At 66.2% G+C, this 26,081-nt stretch carries 23 protein-coding genes; 4 read left to right on the top strand and 19 right to left on the bottom strand.

The window, feature by feature from the left end:
- Window positions 1–61 precede the first annotated feature (61 nt).
- A complete protein-coding gene (locus JYA52_RS07920; RefSeq protein WP_205652652.1) occupies window positions 62–3,073 on the bottom strand; it encodes a bifunctional [glutamine synthetase] adenylyltransferase/[glutamine synthetase]-adenylyl-L-tyrosine phosphorylase in 3,012 nt (1,003 codons plus the stop codon).
- Between the two features lie 9 nt (window positions 3,074–3,082).
- The gene (gene glnA, locus JYA52_RS07915) at window positions 3,083–4,423 is read right to left on the bottom strand and encodes a type I glutamate--ammonia ligase (protein WP_205652651.1); all 1,341 of its coding nucleotides are present in this window, start codon (window positions 4,421–4,423) and stop codon (window positions 3,083–3,085) included.
- A gap of 267 nt (window positions 4,424–4,690) precedes the next feature.
- On the opposite strand from glnA, the gene panB reads away from it, so the two are divergent.
- Window positions 4,691–5,596, top strand: a complete 906-nt coding sequence (panB, locus tag JYA52_RS07910; protein ID WP_205652650.1) for a 3-methyl-2-oxobutanoate hydroxymethyltransferase — start codon at window positions 4,691–4,693, stop codon at window positions 5,594–5,596.
- Window positions 5,597–5,613: 17 nt separating this feature from the next.
- Here panB and JYA52_RS07905 read toward each other — a convergent pair whose 3' ends face one another.
- A complete protein-coding gene (locus JYA52_RS07905) occupies window positions 5,614–5,778 on the bottom strand; it encodes an SPOR domain-containing protein (RefSeq protein ID WP_205652649.1) in 165 nt (54 codons plus the stop codon).
- 127 nt (window positions 5,779–5,905) lie between these two features.
- Here JYA52_RS07905 and map point away from each other — a divergent pair, with 127 nt between their 5' ends.
- Complete coding sequence (gene map / locus JYA52_RS07900; RefSeq protein ID WP_205652648.1) at window positions 5,906–6,784, top strand: type I methionyl aminopeptidase; 879 nt, start codon at window positions 5,906–5,908, stop codon at window positions 6,782–6,784.
- 85 nt (window positions 6,785–6,869) lie between these two features.
- Entirely contained in the window at window positions 6,870–7,673 is an 804-nt protein-coding gene (gene ppgK, locus JYA52_RS07895; RefSeq protein ID WP_205652647.1) for a polyphosphate--glucose phosphotransferase, read from the top strand.
- 123 nt (window positions 7,674–7,796) lie between these two features.
- On the opposite strand, the gene nrdR is transcribed toward ppgK, so the two are convergent.
- From nrdR to JYA52_RS07880, 3 genes are all read right to left on the bottom strand, one after another.
- A complete protein-coding gene (nrdR, locus tag JYA52_RS07890; RefSeq protein WP_205652646.1) occupies window positions 7,797–8,294 on the bottom strand; it encodes a transcriptional regulator NrdR in 498 nt (165 codons plus the stop codon).
- Window positions 8,295–8,427: 133 nt separating this feature from the next.
- Window positions 8,428–9,804, bottom strand: a complete 1,377-nt coding sequence (gene hisD, locus JYA52_RS07885) for a histidinol dehydrogenase (RefSeq protein ID WP_205652645.1) — start codon at window positions 9,802–9,804, stop codon at window positions 8,428–8,430.
- Between the two features lie 42 nt (window positions 9,805–9,846).
- Window positions 9,847–10,425 carry a hypothetical protein gene (locus JYA52_RS07880; RefSeq protein ID WP_205652644.1) on the bottom strand — a complete coding sequence of 193 codons (579 nt, stop codon included), beginning with the start codon at window positions 10,423–10,425 and terminating at the stop codon, window positions 9,847–9,849.
- Between the two features lie 180 nt (window positions 10,426–10,605).
- Here JYA52_RS07880 and JYA52_RS07875 point away from each other — a divergent pair, with 180 nt between their 5' ends.
- Window positions 10,606–11,064: a flavin reductase family protein gene (locus JYA52_RS07875; RefSeq protein WP_240460090.1), complete on the top strand. Its 459-nt coding sequence runs from the start codon at window positions 10,606–10,608 to the stop codon at window positions 11,062–11,064.
- On the opposite strand, the gene dnaE is transcribed toward JYA52_RS07875, so the two are convergent.
- From dnaE to ftsW, 13 genes are all read right to left on the bottom strand, one after another.
- Window positions 11,061–14,618, bottom strand: coding sequence for a DNA polymerase III subunit alpha (gene dnaE, locus JYA52_RS07870; protein WP_205652642.1), 3,558 nt, complete (start codon window positions 14,616–14,618; stop codon window positions 11,061–11,063). The two genes, JYA52_RS07875 and dnaE, sit on opposite strands and share 4 nt — an antisense overlap.
- A 51-nt stretch (window positions 14,619–14,669) precedes the next feature.
- On the bottom strand, window positions 14,670–15,596 hold the full coding sequence (locus JYA52_RS07865; RefSeq protein WP_205652641.1) for an RluA family pseudouridine synthase: 927 nt from the start codon (window positions 15,594–15,596) through the stop codon (window positions 14,670–14,672).
- Complete coding sequence (gene lspA / locus JYA52_RS07860; RefSeq protein ID WP_205652640.1) at window positions 15,589–16,161, bottom strand: signal peptidase II; 573 nt, start codon at window positions 16,159–16,161, stop codon at window positions 15,589–15,591. Before lspA ends, JYA52_RS07865 begins: the two co-directional genes overlap by 8 nt.
- 84 nt (window positions 16,162–16,245) lie before the next feature.
- On the bottom strand, window positions 16,246–16,935 hold the full coding sequence (locus JYA52_RS07855) for a DivIVA domain-containing protein (protein ID WP_205652639.1): 690 nt from the start codon (window positions 16,933–16,935) through the stop codon (window positions 16,246–16,248).
- Window positions 16,936–17,105: 170 nt separating this feature from the next.
- Complete coding sequence (locus JYA52_RS07850; RefSeq protein ID WP_205652638.1) at window positions 17,106–17,393, bottom strand: YggT family protein; 288 nt, start codon at window positions 17,391–17,393, stop codon at window positions 17,106–17,108.
- A gap of 144 nt (window positions 17,394–17,537) precedes the next feature.
- Window positions 17,538–18,065, bottom strand: a complete 528-nt coding sequence (locus tag JYA52_RS07845; RefSeq protein WP_205652637.1) for a cell division protein SepF — start codon at window positions 18,063–18,065, stop codon at window positions 17,538–17,540.
- A gap of 89 nt (window positions 18,066–18,154) precedes the next feature.
- Window positions 18,155–18,895: a YggS family pyridoxal phosphate-dependent enzyme gene (locus JYA52_RS07840; protein ID WP_205652636.1), complete on the bottom strand. Its 741-nt coding sequence runs from the start codon at window positions 18,893–18,895 to the stop codon at window positions 18,155–18,157.
- The gene (locus tag JYA52_RS07835; protein ID WP_205652635.1) at window positions 18,888–19,580 is read right to left on the bottom strand and encodes a purine nucleoside phosphorylase YfiH/LACC1 family protein; all 693 of its coding nucleotides are present in this window, start codon (window positions 19,578–19,580) and stop codon (window positions 18,888–18,890) included. Before JYA52_RS07835 ends, JYA52_RS07840 begins: the two co-directional genes overlap by 8 nt.
- Before the next feature lie 104 nt (window positions 19,581–19,684).
- The gene (gene ftsZ, locus JYA52_RS07830) at window positions 19,685–20,920 is read right to left on the bottom strand and encodes a cell division protein FtsZ (protein WP_205652634.1); all 1,236 of its coding nucleotides are present in this window, start codon (window positions 20,918–20,920) and stop codon (window positions 19,685–19,687) included.
- A gap of 205 nt (window positions 20,921–21,125) precedes the next feature.
- Window positions 21,126–22,274: a cell division protein FtsQ/DivIB gene (locus JYA52_RS07825; protein ID WP_307869335.1), complete on the bottom strand. Its 1,149-nt coding sequence runs from the start codon at window positions 22,272–22,274 to the stop codon at window positions 21,126–21,128.
- Window positions 22,267–23,646, bottom strand: coding sequence for a UDP-N-acetylmuramate--L-alanine ligase (gene murC / locus JYA52_RS07820; protein WP_205652633.1), 1,380 nt, complete (start codon window positions 23,644–23,646; stop codon window positions 22,267–22,269). Before murC ends, JYA52_RS07825 begins: the two co-directional genes overlap by 8 nt.
- On the bottom strand, window positions 23,643–24,743 hold the full coding sequence (gene murG / locus JYA52_RS07815) for an undecaprenyldiphospho-muramoylpentapeptide beta-N-acetylglucosaminyltransferase (RefSeq protein ID WP_205652632.1): 1,101 nt from the start codon (window positions 24,741–24,743) through the stop codon (window positions 23,643–23,645). Before murG ends, murC begins: the two co-directional genes overlap by 4 nt.
- Window positions 24,744–24,753: 10 nt before the next feature.
- On the bottom strand, window positions 24,754–26,079 hold the full coding sequence (gene ftsW, locus JYA52_RS07810) for a putative lipid II flippase FtsW (protein WP_205652631.1): 1,326 nt from the start codon (window positions 26,077–26,079) through the stop codon (window positions 24,754–24,756).
- Window positions 26,080–26,081: the final 2 nt, after the last annotated feature.

Raw genomic sequence — 26,081 nt, 5'->3', positions numbered from 1 at the left:
CCCAAACCTAGCACCCGGCCCAAGACGTGTCAGCCCTCCCCGGGCACGATAAAGCGCCGGCCTAGTGTCCGTAGAAGACCTTCTCGAAGACGGCCCTCGCGCGGCGGCTGACCCGCAGGTAGTTTTCCTCGAAGGCCGTCGCCATCCCTTCCTCGTAGCCGCACCAGCGTGCCACGGCTTCCAGGTCCCGCCTGGAGGAGGGCAGCAGGTCGGACGCCCGCCCTGTCCAGATCACGTTGGCGGAGCGGATGCGGCTGGCGAGCCGCCAGGCCTCGGCCAGCAGCCCGGCGTCGGCTGCCTCCAGAAGACCCAGAGCCGCTGCGGCTTCGAGCGCCTCAAGCGTCGACGTCGTCCGCAGTTCCAGGTGCCGCCCCGCGTGCTGCAGTTGGAGCAGCTGCACCAGCCATTCGACGTCGCTGAGTCCGCCGCGGCCGAGCTTGAGGTGCCGGGCGGGATCGGCACCGCGGGGCAGCCGCTCCGCTTCCACCCTCGCCTTGACGCGCCGGATCTCCCGGACGTCCGCCTCGGCCAGCGACTCCGGGTACCGGATCGGATTGATGAGCCTGAGGAAGTCATCAGCGAGCCTGTCATCACCCGCGATGGGCCTGGCGCGCAGGAGCGCCTGCGCCTCCCAGACCAGCGACCACCGGCGGTAGTACTCGGCGTACGATTCCAGAGATCTCACCATCGCCCCGCTCTTACCCTCGGGACGCAGGTCGGCATCCACGGCGAGCACCCGCTCGGCCATGATCGCGGGCCGCAGGGGCTGGGTGAGGAGGCTGGAGATGTGGCCCACGATCTTTGCCGCCTGCTGCTGGGCCTCATCGTCGGCATAGCCTGGCAGGGCACGGTGGACGTAGAGGACATCGGCATCGGAGCCGTAGCCGATCTCCCGGCCGCCCTGCCGGCCCATGGCCACGACGAGCACCGAAGTCTTCAGGGGGCCCGTCGCGGACACGATGTTCTCCGCAACGCGCAGCGCCCCGAGGATGGCCGCCCGGTCCGTTTCGGCCAAGGCCTCACCCACCTGGTCCTGGGCGAGCAGGCCGGCGCTGTCGGCAATGGCCACGCGCAGTATTTCCCGCCGCCGGATCAGCCGGATCAGTCGCATGGCGCTTTCCGGCTCAGCGTGGCGGGACATCTTGGACGCGATTTCCTGCCACTGGGCCTCGAAGCTGAGGGGCGTGAGCTCCTTATCGGTTCCCAGCCAGGCCACCGACTCCGGTGACACTTCCAGCAGGTCGGCGATGAGCCGCGAGTTGGACAGCATGTGGCAGAGCCGTTCCGCCGCCGCGGCGGAGTCCCGCAGCATGCCCAGGTACCAGTGGGTGGTGCCCAGGGCCTCGCTGATGCGGCGGAAGGCGAGCAAACCGGCGTCGGGATCCACGCCCTCCGCGAGCCAGCCCAACAGAATGGGCAGCAGCTGCCGCTGCAGGGCGGCGCGCCGGCTGACACCGGCAGTCAGGGCCTCGATGTGGCGCAGTGCCCCCTGCGGATCGCGGTAGCCGAGCGCGGCAAGCCGGCCCTGGGCTGCTTCCGGGGTCAGGCGGGCGTCCTCGCTGCTCAGTTTCGCGGCGGTGTTCAGCAGCGGGCGGTAGAAGATCCGGTCGTGCAGCTCGCGGACCGAGCGTTTCGTCTTGTGCCAGGCTGCCATCAGGGCGTCGGGATGCGGCCGGTCAGTGGAGAACGGGCCCAGCACGGCCTTGGCGAGGGCACGCTGCAACGGTTCCTTGACGGGCATCAGGTGGGTCCGCCGGAGCTGGAACAGCTGGATGCGGTGTTCGAGCAGCCGCAGGTACCGGTAGGCGTGGTCAAAGGCGGCGGCGTCCGCCCGGCCGATGTAGCCGCCCGCAGACAAGGCTGCGATGGCCGACGTCGTATCGCGGCGCCGGAGTGACTCATCGGATTTTCCGTGCACAAGCTGCAGGAGCTGCACCGTGAATTCCACGTCCCGCAGTCCGCCCCTGCCGAGCTTGATCTGGCGCTGCTCCTCAGCGGCCGGAATGTGCTCCGTCACGCGTCGGCGCATTGCCTGCACGGATTCAACAAACCCGTCCCGGCCCGCGGAAGACCACACCAGGGGCGACACGGCATCCTCGTACCGGGCGCCCAGCTCGGCGTCGCCGGCGATGGTCCGGGCCTTCAGGAGAGCCTGAAACTCCCAGCTCTCCGCCCACCGGGCGTAGTAGCTCCGGTGGGAGTCGAGCGTGCGGACCAGCGGACCGGACTTGCCCTCGGGCCGGAGGTTGGCGTCCACCTCCCACAGGCCGGGTTCGCGGGCCGGCGAGGAAATGGCGCGCGAGATGCCCGAGGCGAGTGCCGTGCCGATGCTGCTGGCCCTGGCGTCCTCCAGCTGCCCGGTTTCGACGACGTAGATGACATCGACGTCGGAGATGTAGTTCAGTTCGCGGGCACCGCACTTGCCCATGCCGATCACGGCGAGGCCGACGTCGGCAACCTCCTCGGGAGTGAACTGCGCCGCCGCCTCCGCCCGGGACACGGCCAAGGCGGCTTCGATGGCGGCTCCGGCGAGGTCGGCGAGTTCGGCGCCGACGGCAGGCATGAAGTCCAGCGGGTCCGCCGCGCAGAGGTCCTTCACGGCCAGATCGACCACGCCCCGCCGGTAGGCGGTTCGCAGCGCCTCGTAGGCTTCCGGGCCTGTTATCCCTGCAACCGGCCGCGCGGCGCCGGGGTCGGCGTGCACCGATTTCAGGAGGTGCCGGCGCAGCTCGGCCGCCTCCGCCTGCAGGGGTTCCGGGCTGGCGGTCACCTCGAAGGCATCGAGGTGCTCCGGGTGGCGGATGAGGAACTCCCCCAGCGCCTCGCTGGCGCCCAGGACGCGGTACAGCGGCTCGCTCGTGTCCGTATCCGCGGCCGCAAGCTTCCTCAGGTCGGGGTGTTTCTCGATCAGCCGGACCAGGGACTGCAGTGCCGCATCCGGGCTCGCGGCGAGCTGGAGCCCGGCGAACAGCACGTCCTGGTCGATGCCCTCGAGCTCGGGGGCGGCAAGGAACCTTTCCCCCTTCTCCAGATCACTGAAGCCGGCGGAAATGAGGCGGCGGGCCAGACTCAAGGCCGGGGCCTAAAGGATGCCGAGGTTGCGCTGCAGCTCATAGGCCGTCACCTGCAGGCGGTAGTCCTGCCATTCGGCCCGCTTGTTGCGCAGGAAGTGTTCGAACACCTGCTCGCCCAGGATCTGCGGCATAAGCTCGGAGTCCTCCATGCTGCGGATGGCGTCGTGCAGGCTCGCCGGCAGCGGATCGTGGCCCATCGCCCGGCGCTCCGCTGAGCTCAACGACCAGATGTCGTCCTCGGCGGCGGCCGGCAGCTGGTAGCCCTCTTCGATGCCCTTGAGCCCGGCACCCAGCAGCACCGCGTACGCCAGGTACGGGTTGGCCGCCGAGTCGATGCCGCGATATTCGATCCGGGCAGACTGTCCCTTGCCGGGCTTGTAGAGGGGGACCCGCACGAGTGCCGAGCGGTTGTTGTGGCCCCAGCTCAGGTAGCTCGGTGCTTCTCCCCCGCCCCAAAGGCGCTTGTAGGAGTTCACGAACTGGTTGGTCACAGCGGTGAATTCCGGGGCGTGCTTCAGGATGCCGGCGATGAACTGGCGGGCGGTCTCGGAGAGCTGGAATTCGGATCCGGCCTCGTAGAAGGCATTGGTGTCGCCCTCAAACAGGGAGAAGTGCGTGTGCATGCCGGAACCCGGATGCGCCGTGAACGGCTTCGGCATGAACGTGGCATACGTGCCCTGCTGCAGCGCCACTTCCTTGATCACAGTGCGGAACGTCATGATGTTGTCCGCGGTCTGCAGGGCGTCCGCGTAGCGGAGGTCGATTTCGTTCTGCCCGGGGCCTGCCTCGTGGTGGCTGAACTCCACGGAGATTCCTACGGACTCGAGCATGGTGACCGCCGTCCGGCGGAAGTCCTGGGCCACACCGCCCGGCACGTGGTCGAAGTAGCCGCCTTCATCCACGGGGATCGGCGAGCCGTCCGAGCCAAGCTCCTGGGACTTCAGGAGGTAAAACTCGATTTCGGGGTGCGTGTAGCACGTGAAGCCCATGTCCGCAGCCTTCGCCAGGGTGCGCTTGAGGACGTTGCGGGGATCCGCGGCCGAGGGTTCGCCGTCGGGCGTCAGGATGTCGCAGAACATCCTGGAGGTCTGCTCGGTTTCACCGCGCCACGGCAGGATCTGGAAGGTGGCCGGGTCAGGCTGGGCGAGCATGTCGGACTCGAACACGCGGGCCAGGCCCTCAATCGAGGAACCGTCGAAACCCAGGCCTTCCTCAAAGGCGCCTTCCACTTCAGCCGGCGCCAAGGCCACCGACTTGAGTGAGCCCACGACGTCGGTGAACCAGAGACGCACGAACCGTACGTCACGCTCTTCGATCGTGCGCAGGACAAACTCTTGCTGGCGGTCCATGAAGCCTCTTCTCCGGGTCAACGTTCATGCCACCAGGCCCTTGGTACTAGCCAGGCCGGCGGCAGCTCACGAATCACTTTACTAAGCAATCAGTCCTGATGCTGGCTCAGGTGCGGCGCGTAACACAGCGTTAACACGTGCTGTGGCCGGAAGCGGCCAGAATTCCACCGCACGGGCACCAGGCAGCGGGTTCTTGTGACCGGAAACACCCGTCCGGGGACAAGGCCCGGTAGCTAGTGCGCCGGGTCTCGGTTTACGCTCTTGCCTATGGCCTCCAGCAGCAGTCCCGATGCAAGCATGTCCTCGGAAGTACCCGCCCCCTACGGTAACGGCCCAGCGGCAGCGGCAGCGCCGTCGTCGGGAACTGCCCGGAAGCCCATAGCCAAAATCCGCACGCACCACCTTCAGCAGGCAAAAGCCAACGGCGAGCGTTTCGCGATGCTGACAGCCTATGAGCAGTACACCGCGGAGATCTTCGACCAGGCCGGCATCGAGGTGCTGCTGGTAGGAGATTCGGCCTCGAACAACGTTTTCGGCAATGAAACGAGCCTCCCCGTCACCGTTGACGAGCTGCTCCCGCTGTGCCGGGCGGTTGCGCGGTCGGCGAAGCGTGCCCTGGTGGTCGCGGACCTGCCGTTCGGCAGCTACGAGGTATCCCCGCAGCAGGCAGTCGCCACCGGTGTCCGCTTCCTGAAGGAAGGCCTCGCGCACGCCGTCAAAATCGAAGGCGGCAAGTTCTACGCGGAAACCGTCCGGGCCATGGTCCAGGCCGGGATACCGGTCATGGCACACATCGGCTTCACGCCCCAGAGCGAACACTCGCTGGGCGGCTACCGCGTCCAGGGCCGCGGGGACGACGCACAGCGGCTCATCGACGACGCCGTGGCGCTGGCCGGGGCCGGGGCGTTCAGCGTGCTCATGGAAATGGTGCCGGCCGAAACAGCGGCTGCGGTCGACGCCGCCGTCACCGTACCGACGATCGGCATCGGCGCAGGGAACGTGACCACCGGCCAGGTCCTCGTCTGGCAGGACATGGCAGGCCTGCGCGGAGGCAAAATGGCCAAATTCGTCAAGCAGTATGCGGACCTGCGCGCAACCCTCAGCGACGCGGCCAAGGCGTACGGCGACGACGTCCGGTCAGGCCACTTCCCCGGACCGGAACACTCGTTCTAGCCGGACGGCCCCCCGGGTCAGTCGTCGTCGTCCTTTTCCCACGCTTCATTGCGGGCGTGGACCTTCTCCATCGCATGCTCAGCTTCTTCCCTGGTCTTGTAGGGGCCGATGAGCTGGGTCCAGTCCGACAAGGCGTCCTCTTCCACCTCGTGGGTCTTAACGTTGTACCAGTACTCGGGCATCGATGTTCCTCGTTTCCGGTTCACGGCGAGGCAGGCCCCGGCGTGATGCACGTAACGTAAACCGCAACGTGGCCCGCCGGCCGCATTAATTTACATGCCAATCTGCCCTGCCTTATATGATCAATCTATGCCTTCCTTAGCCTCGACCGCACCCACCGGCACGCTGACCCCGGGATCAATCAGCCCGCAGCGGCAGGTGCCCGCATCCATCCCGCGGCCCGAGTACGTTGGCAAGGCCGGTCCGGCCAAGTTCACCGGCTCCGAAGTGAAGTCGGCCGAAACCATTGAGAAGATCCGGATCGCCGGAAAAATCGCGGCACAGGCCATCGTCGAGGTGGGAAAGCACATCGTTCCGGGGGTCACCACGGACGACCTGGACCGCGTCGGCCACGAATTCCTGCTGGACCACAACGCCTATCCCTCCACCCTCGGCTACCGGGGATTCCCCAAGTCGCTGTGCTCGTCGCTGAACGAAGTGATCTGCCACGGGATTCCGGACAGCACCGTGGTCCAGGACGGCGACATCCTCAACATCGACATCACGGCCTTCATCGGCGGAGTGCATGGGGACACGAACTACACCTTCCTCGTCGGGGACGTGGACGAGGAGTCTCGCCTGCTGGTGGAGCGGACCCAGGAATCGCTGAACCGCGCCATCAAGGCGGTGGCCCCGGGGCGCCAGATCAATGTGATCGGCCGCGCCATCGAATCCTATGCCAAGCGCTTCGGCTACGGCGTGGTCCGCGATTTTACCGGCCACGGCGTGGGGGAGGCCTTCCACACAGGCCTGATCATTCCGCACTACGACGCCGCGCCCGCCTACAACACTGTTATCGAAGCCGGTATGGTTTTCACCATCGAGCCCATGCTGACGCTGGGCACCATCGAATGGGACATGTGGGCAGACGACTGGACTGTAGTGACTCGCGACCGCAAGCGCACCGCACAGTTCGAACATACGCTGCTCGTCACCGAGTCCGGTGCCGAGATCCTCACCCTTCCCTGACACGGGCCTGTACCCGCCCCTGACTCCCCCGGCAAGCGACCCTTGCCCTGCCCGAGCCCACAACCCTGCCACGAACGGAATCCCATTGGCCAAGAAGGACGAAAAGACCCGCAAGAACGCACCGCTGATTGGCATCGACATCGGCGGCACCGGCATCAAGGGCGGCATCGTCGACCTGAAGAAGGGCAAGCTGATCGGCGATCGTTTCCGGCTGGCGACGCCCCAGCCGGCCACCCCTGCGGCCGTCGTGGAGGTGGTGGCCCAGGTCGTGGAAGAGCTCTCGGCGCGGCCGGACGCCCCCGAGGCTGACAGCCCGGTGGGTGTGACCTTCCCCGGCATCATCCAGCACGGCGTGGTCCACTCCGCCGCCAACGTGGACAAGACCTGGATCAACACTGACATCGATGCGCTGCTGACCGCGCGGCTGGGACGCCCGGTCGAGGTCATCAACGACGCCGATGCGGCCGGCCTAGCCGAGGCGCGCTACGGCGCCGGCGAGGGAATTAACGGCACGGTCCTCGTGATCACGCTCGGCACCGGCATCGGCTCGGCCTTCATCTTCAACGGCAACCTCGTTCCCAACGCCGAGCTCGGCCACCTGGAGATTGACGGCTACGACGCCGAAAGCAAGGCATCTGCCGTTGCCCGCGAGCGGGACGGTCTCAGCTGGGAGGAGTACAGCGTGCTGCTGCAGCGCTACTTCTCCCACGTCGAGTTCCTGTTCTCCCCCGAACTTTTCATCGTCGGCGGCGGCATCTCCAAGCGCGCGAACGAGTACCTGCCCCACATGCGGCTGCGCACCCCCATCGTCCCCGCCGAGCTGAAAAACGAAGCCGGCATCGTGGGGGCAGCCCTGGAAATTGCAGTGAAGCACGAGCTCACGAAGTAGTCCTGCGGTGGCACACCACCGAAAGTGAACGCAGAAAGGCGGCAGACCGGGGGTCTGCCGCCTTTCTGTATTCACTGGAGCCGGTGGCGGCTGCGGCTTCCCCTCCGCTGCCGCCACCGGAGCTTAGAGCTGGCTCTTCTCAGAGCTCTTGCCTTCAGACCGCTTGGCTTCGACTTCGCCCTCGTGGCGCAGCAGCGCGATGGCGGATTCGAAGTCTTCCAGCGATTCAAAGGCCTGGTACACACTGGCGAAGCGAAGGTACGCAACCTTGTCCAGCTTCTGGAGGGGTCCGAGGATGATCAGGCCGACCTCGTGGGCGTCGATTTCGGCCGCGCCGGAGGCCCGGATGTTCTCTTCGACTTCCTGCGCCAGCATGGCCAGATCGTCCTCGCTGACCGGCCGGCCCTGGCAGGCCTTGCGCACGCCGTTGATGACTTTGCTGCGGCTGAACGGCTCGCCCACGCCGGAACGTTTGATCACGGAGAGGCTGGTGGTTTCGACCGTGGTGAACCGGCGGCCGCATTCCGGGCATTGCCGGCGGCGCCGGATCGCTGAACCGTCGTCGGCTATGCGGCTGTCCACCACACGGGAATCGGGGTTGCGGCAAAACGGACAGTACATGTTCGTTCCTTCCCCTGGTGCGCAATGCCTTGGCAACCAATTTGGCGCGGGCTTGCTGCCCGCCTCCTCTTCCGGAACCAGTTTACGACTAGATGTAGCCGAATAACAAGCCTGTAATTACTACATCTAGTGTTTAGCGTCCGGCCCGAAAGCGGGCTGTCACGGCGTCGCCGTGGGCGGGCAGGTCCTCTGCCCCGGCGAGGCTGACGATGTGCCCGCTGACCTGTTCCAGGGCGGATTCCGTGTAGTTGATGACCTGGATCGCGCGCAGGAACGTTGTCACGTTCAGCCCCGACGAGAAGGCGGCCGTTCCGCTGGTGGGCAGGACGTGGTTTGACCCCGCGCAGTAATCGCCCAGGCTCACGGGGCTGTAGTCCCCTACGAAGATCGCCCCGGCATTCCTGATCCGGGCCGCGACGGCGGCAGCGTCCGCCGTCATGATTTCGAGGTGTTCGGCGGCGTAGGCGTCACAGGCTGCAATGCCCTGCTCAAGATCGTCCACCAGCACGACGCCGGACTGCGGGCCGGACAACGCCTCACGCACCCTCCCGCTGTGCTTGGTCGCCGCGGCCTGGACGTCAAGCTCCTCGCGGACGTCGGCCGCGAGCTGCTCGGAATCGGTGATCAGCACCGAGGCTGCCTTGGGGTCGTGCTCGGCCTGGCTGATCAGGTCCGCGGCGACGAAGGCCGGGCGTGCTGTGGCGTCCGCCAGAATGGCGATCTCGGTGGTGCCCGCCTCGGAATCGATTCCCACAACGCCCTTGACGAGGCGCTTGGCAGTGGCCACGAAGATGTTCCCCGGCCCGGTGACAACGTCCACCGGCTCCAGCGCAGTTTCACTCTCGGCGCCGGGAACTCCATAGGCAAACGCGGCGATGGCCTGTGCCCCGCCGATGGCGTACACCTCGTCGATGCCGAGGAGCGCCGCGGCCGCCAGAATGGTGGGGTGCGGGAGCCCGGAGAAGTCCTTCTGCGGCGGGGACGCCAGGGCGATGGACTGCACACCGGCTGCCAGCGCAGGAACCACGTTCATGATGACCGACGACGGGTAGACGGCAAGACCGCCGGGAACATAAAGGCCCACCCGCGCCACGGGAACCCACTTCTGGCTGACAACGGCGCCGTCACCGAGGGCGACGTCGACATCGCCGGGGCGCTGGCCGTCGGCAAAGCGCCGGGCACGGCTGATCGATTCCTCCAGGGCCGAGCGGACCGCAGGGTCCAGGCCGTCCAGGGCGGACAGCAGCGCCTCTGCGGGCACCCGAGGATGAGCCTGTTCCACACCGTCAAAACGGCGTGCAAATTCGGTGAGCGCCGCGAACCCCCGCTGCCGGACGGCAGAAATAATGTCCGTGACTTTCTGCTCTGCGTCGGCCCCTGTCTCGTGCCGGGCACGCGGTACGGCACCGCGGAGCTCAGCCAGGCTCAGGCGGCGGCCCCGCAGGTCTACGGTGCGGAAGTCGACGGCGGCGGAATTCGGGCGTACGGAACTGTCCGGAGATGTGGTCACCGGTCCATTTTACGCGTCCACGGACCGGTGCCGGTGACGTGCTCAGACACCGTGGCCGGTGTCCGCGCCCCTGTCCCTCGGGCGGTGCAGCAATTCAAGCAGGCTGATGGCGAAGTAGCCGCCCGCGGCGGCTGCCGGCCACAGGAGCAGCACCGGGTAGGACCGCAGTGAAAAAGCGACACTCGCGTTGTCCGACGTGTCCTGGGGTCCGCCAAGCCAGAGGCCGGCCAGGAGCCCGGTCTGCCACGCCAGGAGGGCCGCCGCGCCGCTTGCCGCCACGGAGAGCACCAGCATGCGGCCGGATCCCCCGTCCTTGCGGCCCGCCAGCAGCACCGCCACGAGACAGCCCGCGACGAGGGAAAGCCCGGCCAGCACGAGATCCCGCGGAAGCCAGACCTCGGTGTTCGTCCCCGATGCCAGTGAAGCATTGCCGGAAATGAGATTCAGGCCGCCGGGCGCAAGCAGCCACCACAGGACACCGACGAGTACGCCCGATCCAACAATCCCTGCTGTCCACGGCCAGCTGCGGGGGCTGCGCTGCCCGCGTCGCGAACTGCGGTCCCGGACGGCGCCCGCCCCGTCCTGGTGGCGGGACGGGGTTGCGGCTGCTGGTTGGGTCATGAAGAAACGCTAACAAATGTTCCCCGGCATTGCGGCACACGGCCCTGCTGCTCCGCCGGACTCACACAGGGTTGCGAAAGCCCAATAGTCTTGTAGTAGGAGCCCGCAATCAACAGCTCAGCAGGGAGATCGATCACAGTGGCCTCAGATGAAGCGGCCTTCGAGGGCACGTTCAAGGAAATGTTCCGCCGCCATGCGGCCGGCGTTGCCATCATCACGGTGAACTACAACGGGGTCCCGTACGGCTTCACGGCAACGTCGGTGGCATCGCTGTCCGCCAAGCCGCCGCGCTTTACCTTCAACATGGCACGCAGCTCAAGCTCCTGGCCGGCGGTGGCCAACACGACGTACATCGGCGTGCACATGCTGGGCCTGGAAAACCAGGAGCTGGCTGACCGGTTTGCCCGCACCAAGGAACGCTTCGCCGGCGACCACTGGGCTCTTGGCCCCCATGAGGTCCCCATCCTCAAGGATGTTGCCGGCTGGCTGATCGGGCAGATCCAGATGCGGCTCTCCTTCGAAAACAACGCGGTGGTCGTCGTGGAAGTAGTGGAGGGCCAGGTGGGCGAAGACGGCACGCCCCTGCTCTACCACTCCGGCGCGTACGGCCAGCCCGTGCCGCTGGACTACGAAATCTAGGCGTCCAGGCAGGCAGGGCCAAGCAGCACTTTGAGGTCCCCGAAGAGGGACGGGTTGGGATTGACCCGGAGGTGCACGGGCAAGCCCATGACCTCCACGCGGGTGTCGCCCTGCAGGTTGATCCGCACCTCCGAATTGCCCCGGTGGTTGCGCAGCACGTCCCCCAGCTCCGAGACCACCGCCTCCGTGGCCTTGTGCGTGGGCATCGTGATCACGATGGGGCCATTGGCCCCCTCGCTAAGGTCCGGGACGGAAAGCTCCATGCAGTTCAAGGTGACGGCACCGTCGTCGCGCCGTTGCAGGCGGCCCTTGACCACCACGATGAGGTCCTCGGCCAGAACCGACGCGATGGGGCCGTACACCTGTCCGAAGAACATCACCTCCATGGAACCGCCGAGGTCCTCGATCTCCGCCCTGGCGTAGGCGTTGCCGCTGGCCTTGGCGATCCTGCGGCTGAGCGAGGTGATCATGCCGGAAATGGTGACGATCGCGCCGTCGTGCGGGCCGTCCTCGGCGATGATCGAGGTGATGGACTGGTCGGCATGCTGGCTTAGGAGCCCCTCAAGGCCCTGCAGCGGGTGGTCCGAGACGTACAGTCCGAGCATGTCGCGTTCGAACGAGAGCTTGTCCTTCTTTTCCCATTCGGGAAGGTCGGGAATCTCGATGCTCAGGGACGCCTCCGATTCGGCTTCATCGAACCCGGCGAAGAGATCGAACTGGCCGATCGCCTCATTGCGTTTGAGGGTGATGACCGAGTCGATGGCCTCTTCGTGGATCATGGCAAGCGCGCGCCGGTGGTGGCCCAGCGAGTCGAACGCACCTGCCTTGATCAAGGATTCCACCGTGCGCTTGTTGCACACCACGGCCGGGACCTTCATGAGGTAATCCTTGAAGGACGTGTAGGCGCCCTCGCTCTCCCGCGCGGCCACCATGGCCTCGACGGCGTTGACGCCGACGTTGCGGATGGCGCCCATACCGAAGCGGATGTCGGTGCCCACCGGGGTGAAGTTAAGCGCTGACTCGTTGACGTCGGGAGGGAGCACCGTGATGCCCATGCGCCGGCATTCGTTCAGGTAAATCGCCGACTTGTCCTTGTCGTCTCCGACCGAGGTCAGCAGGGCGGCCATGTACTCCGGTGCGTAGTGCGCCTTCAGGTAGGCGGTCCAGTAGGAAATCACGCCGTAGGCGGCCGAGTGTGCCTTGTTGAAGGCGTAGTCGGAGAACGGCAGCAGGATGTCCCAGAGCGTCTTGACGGCTTCCATCGAGTAGCCGTTGTCCTGCATGCCCTGGGAGAAGCCCGCAAACTGCTTGTCCAGCTCGGATTTCTTCTTCTTGCCCATGGCGCGGCGCAGGATGTCGGCCTGGCCGAGGGTATAGCCGGCGAGCTTCTGCGCCACGGCCATAACCTGCTCCTGGTACACGATCAGGCCGTAGGTACCGCCCAGGATTTCGGAGAGCGGTTCCTCGAGCTCCGGGTGGATCGGGATGACTTCCTGGATCTTGTTCTTGCGCAGCGCGTAGTCGGTGTGCGCGTTGGCGCCCATCGGGCCGGGCCGGTACAGAGCCAGCACGGCGGAGATGTCTTCGAAGTTGTCAGGCTTCATCAGCTTGAGCAGCGACCGCATGGGGCCGCCGTCGAGCTGGAAGACGCCGAGGGTGTCGCCCCTGGCCAGCAGCTCGTAGGACGCGGTGTCGTCAAGTTCCAGGGTTTCGAGGTCCAGGTCGATGCCGCGGTTCATTTTGATGTTTTCCAGGGCATCCGAAATGATCGTCAGGTTCCGCAGCCCGAGGAAGTCCATCTTGATCAGGCCGAGGCCCTCAGACGTCGGATAGTCGAACTGGGTGATGACCTGGCCGTCCTGGAAGCGGCGCATGATCGGGATCACGTCGATGATGGGGTCCGACGACATGATGACACCGGCGGCGTGCACGCCCCACTGCCGCTTCAGGCCCTCGATGCCCAGTGCGGTCTCGAAAACCTTGGCAGCCTCGGGGTCGGTGCTGATCAGCTGGCGGAAGTCGCCCGCCTCGCTGTAGCGCTTGGCGTCCTTGTTCTGAATGTCGGCCAGCGGAATGTCCTTGGCCATCACAGCGGGCGGCAGCGCCTTGGTCAGCGTCTCGCCCATGCTGAAGGGGTAGCCCAGCACGCGCGAGGAGTCCTTGAGGGCCTGCTTGGTCTTGATGGTGCCGTAGGTAACGATCATCGCCACACGTTCGTCGCCGTATTTGCGCGTGACATAGTCGATCACTTCGGAGCGGCGCCGGTCATCGAAGTCGACGTCGAAGTCAGGCATGGAGACGCGGTCCGGGTTGAGGAAGCGCTCGAAGATCAGGCCGTGGTGCAGCGGATCAAGGTCGGTGATGCGCATGGCATACGCCACCATGGAGCCTGCACCCGAGCCACGTCCTGGCCCTACCCGGATGCCGTTGTTCTTGGCCCAGTTGATGAAGTCGGCCACCACGAGGAAGTAGCCCGGGAAGCCCATGGACGTGATGACGTCCAGCTCATAGTCGGCCTGCTTGCGGACCTTGTCCGGGATGCCCTGGGGGTAGCGGTAATGGAGTCCCTTGTCGACTTCCTTGACCAGCCAGGACGTTTCGTCCTCCCCTTCCGGGCAGGGGAACCGCGGCATGTAGTTGGCGCCGGTGTTGAACGAAACTTCGCAGCGCTCGGCGATCAGGAGCGTGTTGTCGCACGCCTCGGGGTGGTCACGGAAAAGTTCCCGCATTTCCTGCGGTGACTTCAGGTAGTAGCCGCTGCCGGAGAAGGCGAAGCGCGAGCCGCCGTTGTCGTACGTGGGCTCGAGCAGCGTGGATCCGGACTGGATGGCCAGCAGCGCCTCGTGTGCCTTGGCGTCGTGCTCGTGCGTGTAGTGCAGGTCATTGGTGGCCACGAGCGGGAGATTGAGTTCCTTGGCGAGACGCAGCAGATCTCCCGTGACGCGCCGCTCGATGTCGAGGCCGTGGTCCATGAGTTCGCAGAAGTAGTTCTCCGCGCCGAAGATGTCGCGGAACTCCGCGGCCGCCTCCAGTGCCTCGCGGTACTGGCCGAGCCGCAGCCGGGTCTGGACCTCACCGGAGGGGCAGCCCGTGGTGGCGATGAGCCCCTCGGAGTACGTGTTGAGTAGCTCACGGTCCAGCCGGGGCCATTTGCCGAAGACCGAGTCCAACGAGGCAATCGACGAGGCACGGAACAGGTTGCGCATGCCCACGTTGTTGTAGCTCAGGAGCGTCATGTGGGTGTAGGAACCGCCGCCGGAGATGTCGTCCTTGCGCTGGTTTTCCTCGCCCCAGCGGACGCGGGTTTTGTCGCCGCGCGCGGTGCCGGGAGTCACATAGGCTTCCACGCCGATGATGGGCTTGATGCCCTTGTCCGTGGCCTTTTTCCAGAAGTCGAAGGCGCCGAAAAGATAGCCGTGGTCTGTGGTGGCGAGGGCCGGCATCCCGAGCCGTTCGGTTTCGTCGAACAGCTCACCGAGCCGGGCGGCGCCGTCCAGCATGGAGTACTCGGTATGGGTGTGAAGATGGACGAACGAGTCATTGCTGGAAGTCACCGAACCATTCTAGTGGTCTCCCTCAGACATTCATCGCGACCACACCGGCGGTCAGGCCTTGCCGGACTCCAGGACTTCCAGCGCGTAGGCCAGATCCTCGGGGTATTCGCTGGTCACGGTCACGCGTTCCCCGGTCCTCGGGTGGTCGAAGCCGAGCTGCCGGGCGTGGAGCCACTGCCGGGTCAGGCCGAGGGTGGCGGCCAGCCGTGGGTCGGCGCCGTAGGTGAGGTCACCGGCGCACGGGTGCCGCAGCGCCGCGAAGTGGACCCGGATTTGGTGCGTTCTGCCGGTTTCCAGGTGCACCTCCACGAGGGTGGCTTTTCCGTAGGCCTCGAGGACCTCATAGTGGGTCACCGAGGGCCGGCCGTCTTCGATGACGGCGAAGCGCCAGTCGTGGTCCGGGTGGCGGCCGATCGGCGCGTCAATGGTGCCCTGCAGGGGGTCCGGGAGGCCCTGGACCACGGCGTGGTAGACCTTGTCCACGGTGCGTTCCTTGAAGGCGCGCTTGAGTGCCGTGTAGGCGTGCTCGGTCTTGGCGACCACCATGACGCCGGACGTGCCGACATCGAGACGGTGGACAATACCCGCCCGTTCAGCGAATCCTGACGTTGAGACGCGGTACCCGGCGCCTGCCAATCCTCCCACCACGGTGGGCCCCACCCAGCCCGGAGACGGGTGGGCCGCGACCCCTACCGGCTTATCGACGACCACAAAGTCGTCGTCGTCCAGCAGTATCTTCATGCCTTCCACAACTTCCTCCACAACTTCCAGGGGGTCCCGCCGCTCCGGGACCGTCACGTGGAGCACGGTGCCCGACGCGAGCTTGGCGGACTTGCCCACCTTTTTGCCGCCGCTGAGGACGTTGCCTTCGGCGATGAGCACTGCCGCCTGTGATCGGGACACGCCCATCAGCTTGGCCAGCCCGGCGTCCACGCGGCTGCCGTCCAGCTCCTCTGGCACCACCACGCGTTCAGACATCCTTGCCTCCGTCCCGCTTGGCTGCCGTGTGGCGCGAACCATCCAGTGCGATGCCGCGCAGCGTGAGCAGGCAGATAATGACCACCGAGGACACAACGGCCGAGTCCGCGATGTTGAAGATCGCGAAGTTGGGCAGCTGGATGAAGTCGACCACATGGCCCATGGCGAAGGACGGCTCGCGGAACAGCCGGTCCGTCAGATTGCCAAGGGCTCCGCCGAACAGCAGGCCGAGCGCCACTGCCCACCAGGCCGAGCCCAGCCGGCGCAGCTGGAACACAATGGCTACGGCGACAGCCACCATGATGATGGTGAAAACCCATGTCACGTTCTCACCAATGGAAAAGGCGGCGCCGGAATTGCGGATGTAGTACCAGTGCAGCAGCGGCGGCAGCACGGGGATCCGTTCCCCCTCCACCATCGTGCCCGTCACCCACAGTTTGGTGAGCTGATCGAACAGGTACGCAAAGACAGCCAGCCCGGCGAACAGGGAGAGGAGGGCCGTTCGGCGTGGCCGCGGGCGCGGGGAGGCTGGATGGGCTGCGTCGGCGGCGAGTTCGTCAGTCATGGTGCTTTCATTCGGGAAGCGTTCTTGTTAATCACAAAAGCCGGTGGCCGAGGAACCCTCAGCCACCGGCTTTCAGAATACGTGCTAAACGGCGGCGTTGCTTTCGCCGACCTCAGGCGCTGCGACGGAGCCGCGGGCGTCCAGGTCGCGCAGCTGGCCTTCGATGTAGGCCTTCAGGCGTGAGCGGTAGTCACGCTCGAAGCCGCGGAGCTGCTCCACCTTGCGCTCGAGGACAGAGCGCTGCTGCTCCAGGGCGCCGAGGATCTTGCGGGACTTTTCCTGGGCGTCGTTGACGAGGCTGCTGGCTTCGATCTGTGCTTCGGCAATGATCTTGTCGCGCTGTTCCTGGCCGTCGGCCACGTGGCGGTCGTGCATCTGCTGTGCCATGGCGAGCAGGCCAGCAGCGGACTCGGACACGCCGCCACCGGCAGCGGGGGCCTGCGGTGCAACAGCGGCAGCCTGCTCGGCTTCCTTCTTCTTGGCAAGCTCGGCGGCCTTTGCTTCGGCTTCGGCTTTCGCGCGCGCTTCGTCCTTGTCCGCCTTGGCGGGGGCGGGAACCTTCTCAACGACAGGTGCCACTGATGTGGAGGCCGCGGGGGTTCCGCTGCCGCCCTCGGCGAGCTTCTTGCGAAGTTCGTCGTTTTCCTGGTTCAGGCGGCGCAGTTCAACGACGATTTCGTCCAGGAAGTCATCAACTTCGTCCTGGTCGTAGCCTTCGCGGAACTTGGTCGGCTGAAAGCGCTTGTTGACAACGTCTTCTGGCGTCAAAGCCATCTGGTCACCTCGTTGGTCTAGTTAGTCAGTAGGCCTTCCGGCCGTCAAAACTACGGTACCTAAATATGGTCTGGTTCCTCTAATTCAACACGTTGTGTCAAACCGGAGATTCTCCGCGCAGGCGGCGTTCCCTCTCGGGAACTGCCGTTGCGCTGCAAGCTGCTGTGAAACTATGCGAAGGACCTGGCGATGGCCATCGCGATGCTGAGGGCGACGAACAACACCAGGAACCCCAGGTCAAGCGAGACGCCGCCCAGCCGCAGCGGCGGAATGACGCGGCGCAGGACTTTGAGCGGAGGGTCCGTGACCGAGTACACCGCGTGGGCTGCCACTAGCGCCAGGCCCCGGGGGCGCCATTCACGGGCGAACATCTGGACCCAGTCAAACACGAGACGCACGATCAGGGCCACGAAAATGAACAGCAGGACGATATAGACGAGCCCGAATACTAGTCCCATGAGCTAACCCAAATCTCCATGTTCATTCCGGATGCCGGGGCGTCCTGTAAGTCTGACTTCAGTGCTGCACCGTTATTCAGCACAACTACCATTTCAACACGGATGCCAGGCAGGTGTCCCTGCCTGGCATCCGGAGGGCCTGCCTCAGCTCTGGTTGAAGAAGCTGGCGGTGGTCTCGCTGGCCTTCTTGTCATCGCCGATGACTTCAATGTACGACGGCGACAGCAGGAAAACCTTGTTGGTGACGCGCTCGATGCTGCCGCGGAGGCCAAAGACCAGTCCTGCGGAGAAATCCACGAGCCGCTTCGCGTCCGCCTCACCCATGTCCGTGACATTCATGATGACGGGGATGCCGTCCCGGAAGCTTTCGCCGATGAGTTTGGCGTCGTTGTAGGAACGCGGGTGGATCGTGGTGATCTGCCGCAGTCCGGTGGTCTCTTCGCGGCTCGACGCCGCACGTTTAATTGGTGTCACGGGTGCGCGGTATTCCTCTTCGGCGGCGGGTGGCGCTTCACGGACGACCTCGCGGACAGGCGCCGGTGCACGGCGTTCCTCGCGGTCAGGCTCCATTTGGTCCTCATCCTTTTGCTGGGTGGAAAGCTCAGACTCGTAGTGCTCTTCGCCATCGGCGAGCCCAAGATAGATCATTGTCTTGCGCAGAGCGCCGGCCATGGTCGACTCCTAATCGTGTCCGTAAGCGGGCCGCCCAAAAAAGACTGACAGCATTGGAATCCCCGCCATTCACTTCCAATACTCAGACGCTATCGCACCGCCGGGCGCGATCCGAGAATATCCGAGCCGATTCTGAGGTGTGTCGCGCCGAAACGGATGGCGGCTTCCAGGTCCTGGCTCATGCCTGCGGAAATTGCGACGGCGGCAGGGTGGCTGGCTTGGAGCCGGGCCGAAATGTCCGCAAGTTTCGCGAACGCGCGGTCGGGGTCGGCCCCCAGCGGGGCCACCGCCATGACGCCGGCCAGCCGAAGGCCCCCGGCCTCCTCCAGCTGGTCGGCCAGCACCGGAACGTCAGCGGGCGCAGCCCCGCCGCGGTGCGCCGCGGGGTCGTCGTCGAGACTGACTTGGATGAAACAGTCCAGGCTGTCCCGTCCCGACCGTTCCTGCTCCGCGGCCATCGCCCGGGCCAGTGATTCCACGAGTTGCGGACGGTCTACGGAGTGGACGGCGTGGGCATACCTGACCACGGTCTTGGCCTTCTTGCTTTGGAGTTGGCCCACGAAGTGCCACCGAATACCCAGGCCGCTAAGCACATCTGCCTTCTGGGAGGCCTCCTGGTCCCTGTTCTCCCCGAAATCGGACACCCCCAGTGTGGCCAGCCGGCGGACGTCGTCGGCGGGGTGGAACTTGGAGACGACAATCAGCCGCGGCGGGTCGTCGGTGCGGCCGGCGGCGGCGGTGGCGTCAGCGATCCGGAGCTGCACGGCGTCCAGTCGCCGCTTCAGCTCCTGCGTCCGGGCGTCCGCTTCCGGCGTTAATGCCTCACTCATGCGACCACACCAAACCCGCGAACCGCCCTGATAGGCGGTCCCTGCGATAAGAGTAGAGCCCGTCCGTCTCCAGGGTGCAGGGGCCGCGGTATTCGACCGGCACCCCCAGGGATTCGAGCTGGCTGACCGCACCCCGCGGCAGGTCAAGTGCGGGCGTTCCCCAGCCAGTGGTGGACCAGGCGGACGGCACGGCGGCGGCAACATCTTCCCGCAGCTCGGCCGGAACCTCATAGCATTGGCCACAAATTGACGGCCCCAGCCAGGCGCGGATGTCCCCCGCGCCCGCCGCCCGCATCCGGTCCACAGTCGCCGGGATCACCCCTGAGGCCAGCCCCGGACGCCCGGCGTGAACCACGCCCAGCACCGGGCCGGCGCCGCCAGTGTCGCCCACCAGCACCATCGGAATGCAGTCGGCAACCATGACGGCCAGGGGCTGCGTGCGGGACACCATCGCATCAGCCGTGGGGGCAACAGCCGCAGAGTCCACCATGGCCACGTGGTTTCCGTGGACCTGGTTCATGTACTGGAACCGGCGGGGCGCAATGCCAGCCGCCGCGTCCAGTTCATCGCGCCGCCGCATGACGGACGCTGCGTCATCACCCACGTGCAGGGCAAGGTTGCCTGCCCCGGCGTCCGTGAACGCCACAGACACCCCCGGCAGGACTTCAGCACGCCACAAAAACAATCAGAACACCGACAGCAATCAAAAACACCGACAATCAGGAGAGCTTCAGCAAGGGATGCCGGACGGCAGTGCCGTCCGGCGTCCGCCTGCTGCAGGCAGGGCGCCTACTTCAGGAAGTCCGGAACGTCCAGGTCATCCGAGCGGCCGCCGGAGAGGTCCGGCTCCACGACCGACGGAAGGTCGACGTCGAACCCGGAGTCTGCGGGGACCGCAGACTGGCGCTGCTGGCCCCAGCTGCCCAGGCCGGCAGCCCCGACTCCGGCGTGTACCGGCTGGACGTGGACCTGCTGCTGGCTGCTCGACGGCGCCGGGCTGGACGGAGCGGATGCCGGTACCGCCGGACGCTGCGGGGCGGCCTGCGGCTGCGACTGGTCCATGGACGGCGACGTGGCCTTGACGTCGTCAAAGCCTGCCGCGATCACGGTTACGCGCGCCTCGTCCCCGAGGGCGTCGTCGATCACGGCACCGAAGATGATGTTGGCTTCGGGGTGCGCCACTTCCTGGACGAGGCGGGCGGCCTCGTTGATCTCGAACAGGCCAAGGTCGGAACCGCCCTGGATCGAGAGCAGCACGCCGTGCGCGCCGTCGATGGAAGCCTCAAGCAGCGGCGAAGCGATGGCAAGTTCGGCGGCCTTGACAGCCCTGTCCTCACCGCGGGCGGAACCGATGCCCATGAGGGCGGAACCCGCGCCCTGCATGACGGACTTGACGTCGGCGAAGTCGAGGTTGATCAGGCCGGGTGTGGTGATCAGGTCGGTGATGCCCTGGACACCGGACAGCAGGACCTGGTCGGCGGAACGGAAGGCGTCCAGGACCGAGACGTTGCGGTCACTGATGGACAGCAGGCGGTCATTGGGGATGACGATCAGGGTGTCAACTTCGTCGCGCAGCGCGTCAATGCCCGCCTCTGCGGAGCCCGCGCGGCGGCGTCCTTCAAACGTGAACGGGCGCGTCACGACACCGATGGTCAGGGCTCCCAGGGAGCGGGCGATGCGTGCCACGACCGGCGCGCCGCCGGTGCCGGTGCCACCGCCCTCGCCGGCGGTCACGAAGACCATGTCGGCACCGCGGAGCACTTCCTCGATCTCGTCAGCGTGGTCCTCGGCAGCCTGCTTGCCGACCTCGGGGTTGGCGCCTGCACCAAGCCCGCGCGTCAGTTCCCGTCCGACGTCAAGCTTGACGTCGGCATCGCTCATCAGCAGCGCCTGGGCATCGGTGTTTATCGCGATGAATTCGACACCGCGGAGACCCACCTCGATCATGCGGTTGACTGCGTTCACGCCACCGCCGCCGATGCCGACGACCTTGATGACGGCCAAGTAATTCTGCGGAGCTGCCACGTTACGTGTCCCTTGTTCGTGTCCTATTGCGAAATCTGATGGAGTCGAGCTTGAAGCTTTGAACCTTAACCTTCGAGTTGAAGGTTATAGTTATGTCAAGTAACTCATGTCTGTGACGCTATTTCCTATGCTTCGTACATTCAATAACCGAGGCAGCGTGTCGTACTAATCACCCCGAAATACGGCGTGTCAGCAAGTCACGGAGTCAGCGCGTCACGGGGTGGCGCGGCACGCTGACATCGTAGACGTTGACTGGATTGGCCGGGTCCGCGGGAACCTTCAGCAGCGCCTCCAAAACCCGCGCCTTCAGCTCCTTCTCACTTTCGTTGCCCCAGATGATGGTCTGGCCGTCCACCAGCTTCAGTTCAACCGCGTCCACGGACTTGGCGGAGGCGTTGGAGAGCTTGGCAAGAACGGTGGCCGGCAGGGCGCCCAGCACGGCGGTGGTGGCTTGGAAGAGATCCTTGCCGATCGCTCCGGCGCCGCCGTCGATGACCGGCAGCTTCACGTTGGCAGGATCGGCCGTGGCAGTGAGGCGCACCCCTTCCACGTCCACCAGCAGGTACTCAGCGCCGCGCTTCACGAGCGCTACGGGGACACGTTCCTGGACCTGGACCACCAGCTCGGAGGGCGGGCGGGCCTGGGTGCTCACGGACTTGATCTGGACCAGCGGCTTGAGCAGCCTTTCGACTTCCTCATCGTTCACCTGGGGCAGCGGTGTGCCTTCCAACGGCTTCAGGGCGGCCTGGACCTGCGTGGCCTTGAGCAGCTTGGTGCCGCTCACCGTCACCGTCTTGACGGCCAGCACGGGCGAGTAGACGGCGGCCAGGATCATGCCGGCGACGAGAGCCGCAGCGACGCATGCCGCCATGATGACATTCCGCCTGATGCGTTTGCCTTTGGGCTCCGGAAAGGCGAGCACGTTGTCCGGCTCTGCGCCGTTTGCGTTGGCGCCGTTTGTTTTACCGCCGTTTGTTTTACCGCCGTTTGTTTTACCGCTGTGCGGTGCCGCCTGCTGTTCCGCGCGCTTCCGCCACGGGCGCTTGGCGGCAGCCAGGACGGCCTGAGTCCTGCTCTGCTGCTCCCCCGGGGTAGCCTGCTCCCCCGGCTTTGCCGGCCGCGTCCGGTTGTCCGCTGCCGGCTTCCCCGCTGGATTCCGGGCCGGCTTCCGCACCGGATCCCGGGGCTCCGGGGCCGCGGCAGGCGCACTCTTGGACGCCGTGATGACGCCCGGCCGCACGTCCTTCTGCGTCTCCGGGGTCTTGGTCCGGTTTCCGGAACTGACGGGCTTTCCGGAACCAGCGGGCTTTCCGGAGCCGGAGGGCCGGTAGGTGGGCCGGCGGGTGCTAGCCACTCAGCGACTCCACGATGAGGGGGCCGTAGGCGGTGACATCGCCGGCGCCGGCCGTCAGGATGATGTCGCCCGGCTGCGCGGCCGCGGACAATGCCTCGACGGCGGTCTGGCCTCCTGCGACCAGGCGTCCTCCCGCGCCCAGGTGCCCGGCGATGAGTTCGCTCGTCACGCCGGGGATGGGGTCTTCCCTCGCAGGATAAATGTCCAGCACCAGGGCCGTGTCAGCCGTGTTGAGCGCATCGGCGAATTCCTTGGCAAATTCACGGGTCCTGGAGAAAAGGTGCGGCTGGAACAGGACATGCACCTTGTGGCCTCCCGCGACGGACCGTGCGGCGGCCAGGGCGGCGCGCACTTCTGTGGGGTGGTGCGCGTAGTCGTCGTAGACCCGCACCCCCCGGCCCTCGCCCTTGAACTCAAACCGCCGCGACGCGCCGGAGAAACCTGCCAGCGCCGATGCCGCCTGCTCCGGCGCCACACCGAGTTCGAGGGCAACCGCCATGGCGGCAGCGGCGTTGAGCGCGTTGTGGCGCCCCGGAACCTGGAGGGACAACGGAAACTCTCCCGCCGCCGTCGTGACCGCCACGTTGCCGGGGCCGCCGTCGGACAGCCGGATGTCGGCCTCATCGGAGGTGCCGTACAGCAGCACGCGGGTGTTGCCCCGCTCCCTGGTGCGCCGGGCAAGGGCCAGCGCCCCGGCGTCGTCCGCGCAGGCCACGAGCACGCCGTCCGCGGGCAGCAGCGCCGTGAACCGGTCGAACGATTCGTACACGGCCTCAGGAGTGCCGTAGTGGTCCAGGTGGTCCGGCTCGACGTTGGTGACCACGGCGATCTGCGGGCGGTAGTTCAGGAAGGACCCGTCGGACTCGTCGGCTTCGGCGACGAACACCTTGGACGTGCCGTTCGCCGCGTTGACGCCGAGCGCCGGGACGTTGGCCCCGATGGCGAATGACGGGTCCATGCCCGCGCCCTGGAGCAGCACGGCGATCATCGACGTGGTGGTGGATTTTCCGTGCGTGCCCGCCACCGTGACCACGAGGTCGTCGGCCATGGTGGCCGCCAGCGCTTCCGACCGGTGCAGAACCGGCAGGCCTGCGGCCTTGGCTGCGGCGAGTTCGGGATTGTCAGCCCGGATGGCTGAACCCGCCACCACGGTCTGGGCGTCGCCAAGGTTCGCCTCAGCGTAGCCAACGGCCACTCGTGCTCCTGCGGCGGCCAGGTCTGCCATGACCGGCAGGTCCTTGGCATCCGAGCCGCTGACCGGTACGCCCCGTGCCACCATGATCCGGGCGACGGCGGACATGCCGACGCCGCCGATGCCGATGAAGTGCACGCGGCCGAGCGCGTCCTGGCGAAGTGTGCCGTTGCTGGTCATTTGGATACCGCTTCCAGTACGAGTCCGGCCATGAGCCGGTCGGCATCCCTGATGCCGAGGTTTTCTGAGTTCGCTGCCATGGTCTCGAGCCGGGACCGGTCGGTCAGGAGGGGAATGAGCCGGGCGCTGACCCACTCCGGGGTGAACTCGCGGTCCGCCACCAGGAGCGCGCCGCCGGCCTGCACCAGCCCGTCCGCGTTGAGGGCCTGCTCGCCGTTGCCGATGGGCAACGGCACGAAGACTGCCGGAACACCGACGGCGGCCACCTCGCTCACCGTGGCCGCTCCGGCGCGGGCAAGCAAAAGGTCCGCGGCGGCGTAGACCGACTCCATGCCGTCGACATATTCGAGCTGGCGATAGCCGTCGGCCTGCAGGACGTTTCCGCTCCCGTCCTCGACCGTTTTGCCCCGCCCGGTGATGTGGAGGGTCTGGATTCCGGCCTCTGCCAGGGCTCCGAGGGACGCCGCCACCGTGCGGTTGATGCTCTGGGCGCCGGACGATCCTCCGGTCACGATAAGGACCGGCTTTTCGGGGCTCAGCCCCAGAGCCGTCAGGGCACTGTCCCGGGCCGTGGCTCTGACCATGGCAGAGATTTCCCGGCGCATGGGCATCCCCACGTGCCGGGCGTTCCGCAGCGGGGTGCCGGCAAAGGCCACGGCAACGTGCCGGCTGAAGAGGGCACCCACCCTGTTGGCGAGACCGGGACGGGCGTTGGCCTCGTGGATGACAATGGGGATGTTTCGCCGCCTGGCCGCGAGATACATGGGTGTGCAGACGTAACCGCCCACTCCCACCAGGACGTCCGCCCCGGCGTCGTCCAGGATGCGCCCGGCCTGCTTGACCGCACCGGCGAGCCGGCCGGGCAGCCGCAGCAGATCCGCGGACGGCCTGCGCGGGAACGGGACGCGGTCAATAGTGGCTAGCTCGAGCCCGGCGGCCGGAACCAGCCTGGTCTCCATGCCGGTGGACGTTCCGACGGCGAGCAGCCTCGCGTCGGGGCGCGCTTCGCGGATGGCCGAGGCAATGGCGAGCAGCGGATTGATATGGCCCGCCGTTCCACCGCCGGCGAGGACCACGGACAAGGAGTCGGTTTTCATCAGGTGCTGTTTACGCTTTCGTACGGGATTTCTTGCCGCCCGGCTTCCGAAGGGGAGGAAGCAGTTTCCGGGGCCTGAGGTTGGGCGCCATCTGAACCCGGGCCAGGGACAACACTACGCCGATTGCGCAGAGGGACATGAGCAGGGCCGACCCGCCATAGGAAATGAAGGGCAGCGGAACTCCGATCACCGGGACCAGTCCCGTGACCACGGCCATGTTGACCGTGGCCTGGCCCAGCAGCCACACCATGATCGTGCCGGCAAGGACCCGATGGAACAGGTCCTCCTGGGCGACGACCACCCGGTAGATTGCGGCGCCAAGGATGGCGAACAGGATCAGGACGACGACGGTCCCCACCAGCCCGAGTTCCTCGCCGATGATGGCGAAAATGAAGTCGTTGTGGGCTTCCGGTATCCAGCTGTATTTCTGCCGGCTCTGGCCGAGCCCGACGCCGAACCAGCCGCCGGAGGCCAGCCCGTAGAGGCCGTTTGTTGACTGGTAGTTGGCGTCCGTGCCGTCGCCGCAGCTCTGTCCCGTCCACCACGAGGTGATGCGGCACATGCGGTTGGAGCTCGTCATGGCCATGACTGCCGTGGCGATGACCCCGGCCACGGCCGCGAAGCCGAAGAGGTAGAGGCGTACACCGGCGAAAAACAGTGCGGCGGCCATGACCATCATGATGATCATGCCGGTGCCGAGGTCGTTTCCGGCGAGGACGAGCCCGATGATGCCGAGGGCCACCGGCACCACCGGAATGACGGCGTGCTGCCAGCGGTGAATCAGCTTCGACTTTTTCGCGAGCACCGTGGCCATCCAGAGGGCCAGGGCGAGCTTGGCGGCCTCCGACGGCTGCAGGGTGAAGAACCCGCCGACTTCGATCCAGTTCTTGTTGCCGTTCACGCTCGTGCCGATTACCAGCACCAGCCCCAGCAGGCCATAGGCGACGATGATGCCCGCCCACGCAAGCCGTTTCAGCCACACCACGTTGATCCGCGACAGCATGAACATCAGGAAGACGCCGATGCCCGCGAACAGCCCCTGTTTGAGGGCGGCCGAGTAGGGCGACTCCCCCGCCGCGATGGCCTCCACGCTGGAGGCCGAGAGCACCATCATGATGCCGATGGCGGTCAGCGCCAGGGTGGTTCCGAGAATGAGGTAGTACGTGGAGCCGTTGCGGGATTTTCCGCTTCCTTCAAGGGCAGACCAGAAGCGGCGGTACCCGCGCAACAGCTTGGCCGGCAAAGGCCGTCGCAGCGCGGTGCTGGAGGCAGCCCCGCGGATCGTCTCCGCTGTCCGCGGCCGTGCGGCCGCGGGACGTGTGGGCGTGCTGACCATTC

The sequence above is a fragment of the Arthrobacter pascens genome, from assembly GCF_017052465.1.
Taxonomy (GTDB): domain Bacteria; phylum Actinomycetota; class Actinomycetes; order Actinomycetales; family Micrococcaceae; genus Arthrobacter; species Arthrobacter pascens.
Note: the sequence above shows the minus strand (reverse complement) of the source record. Positions and strands in the feature narration are given on the sequence as shown.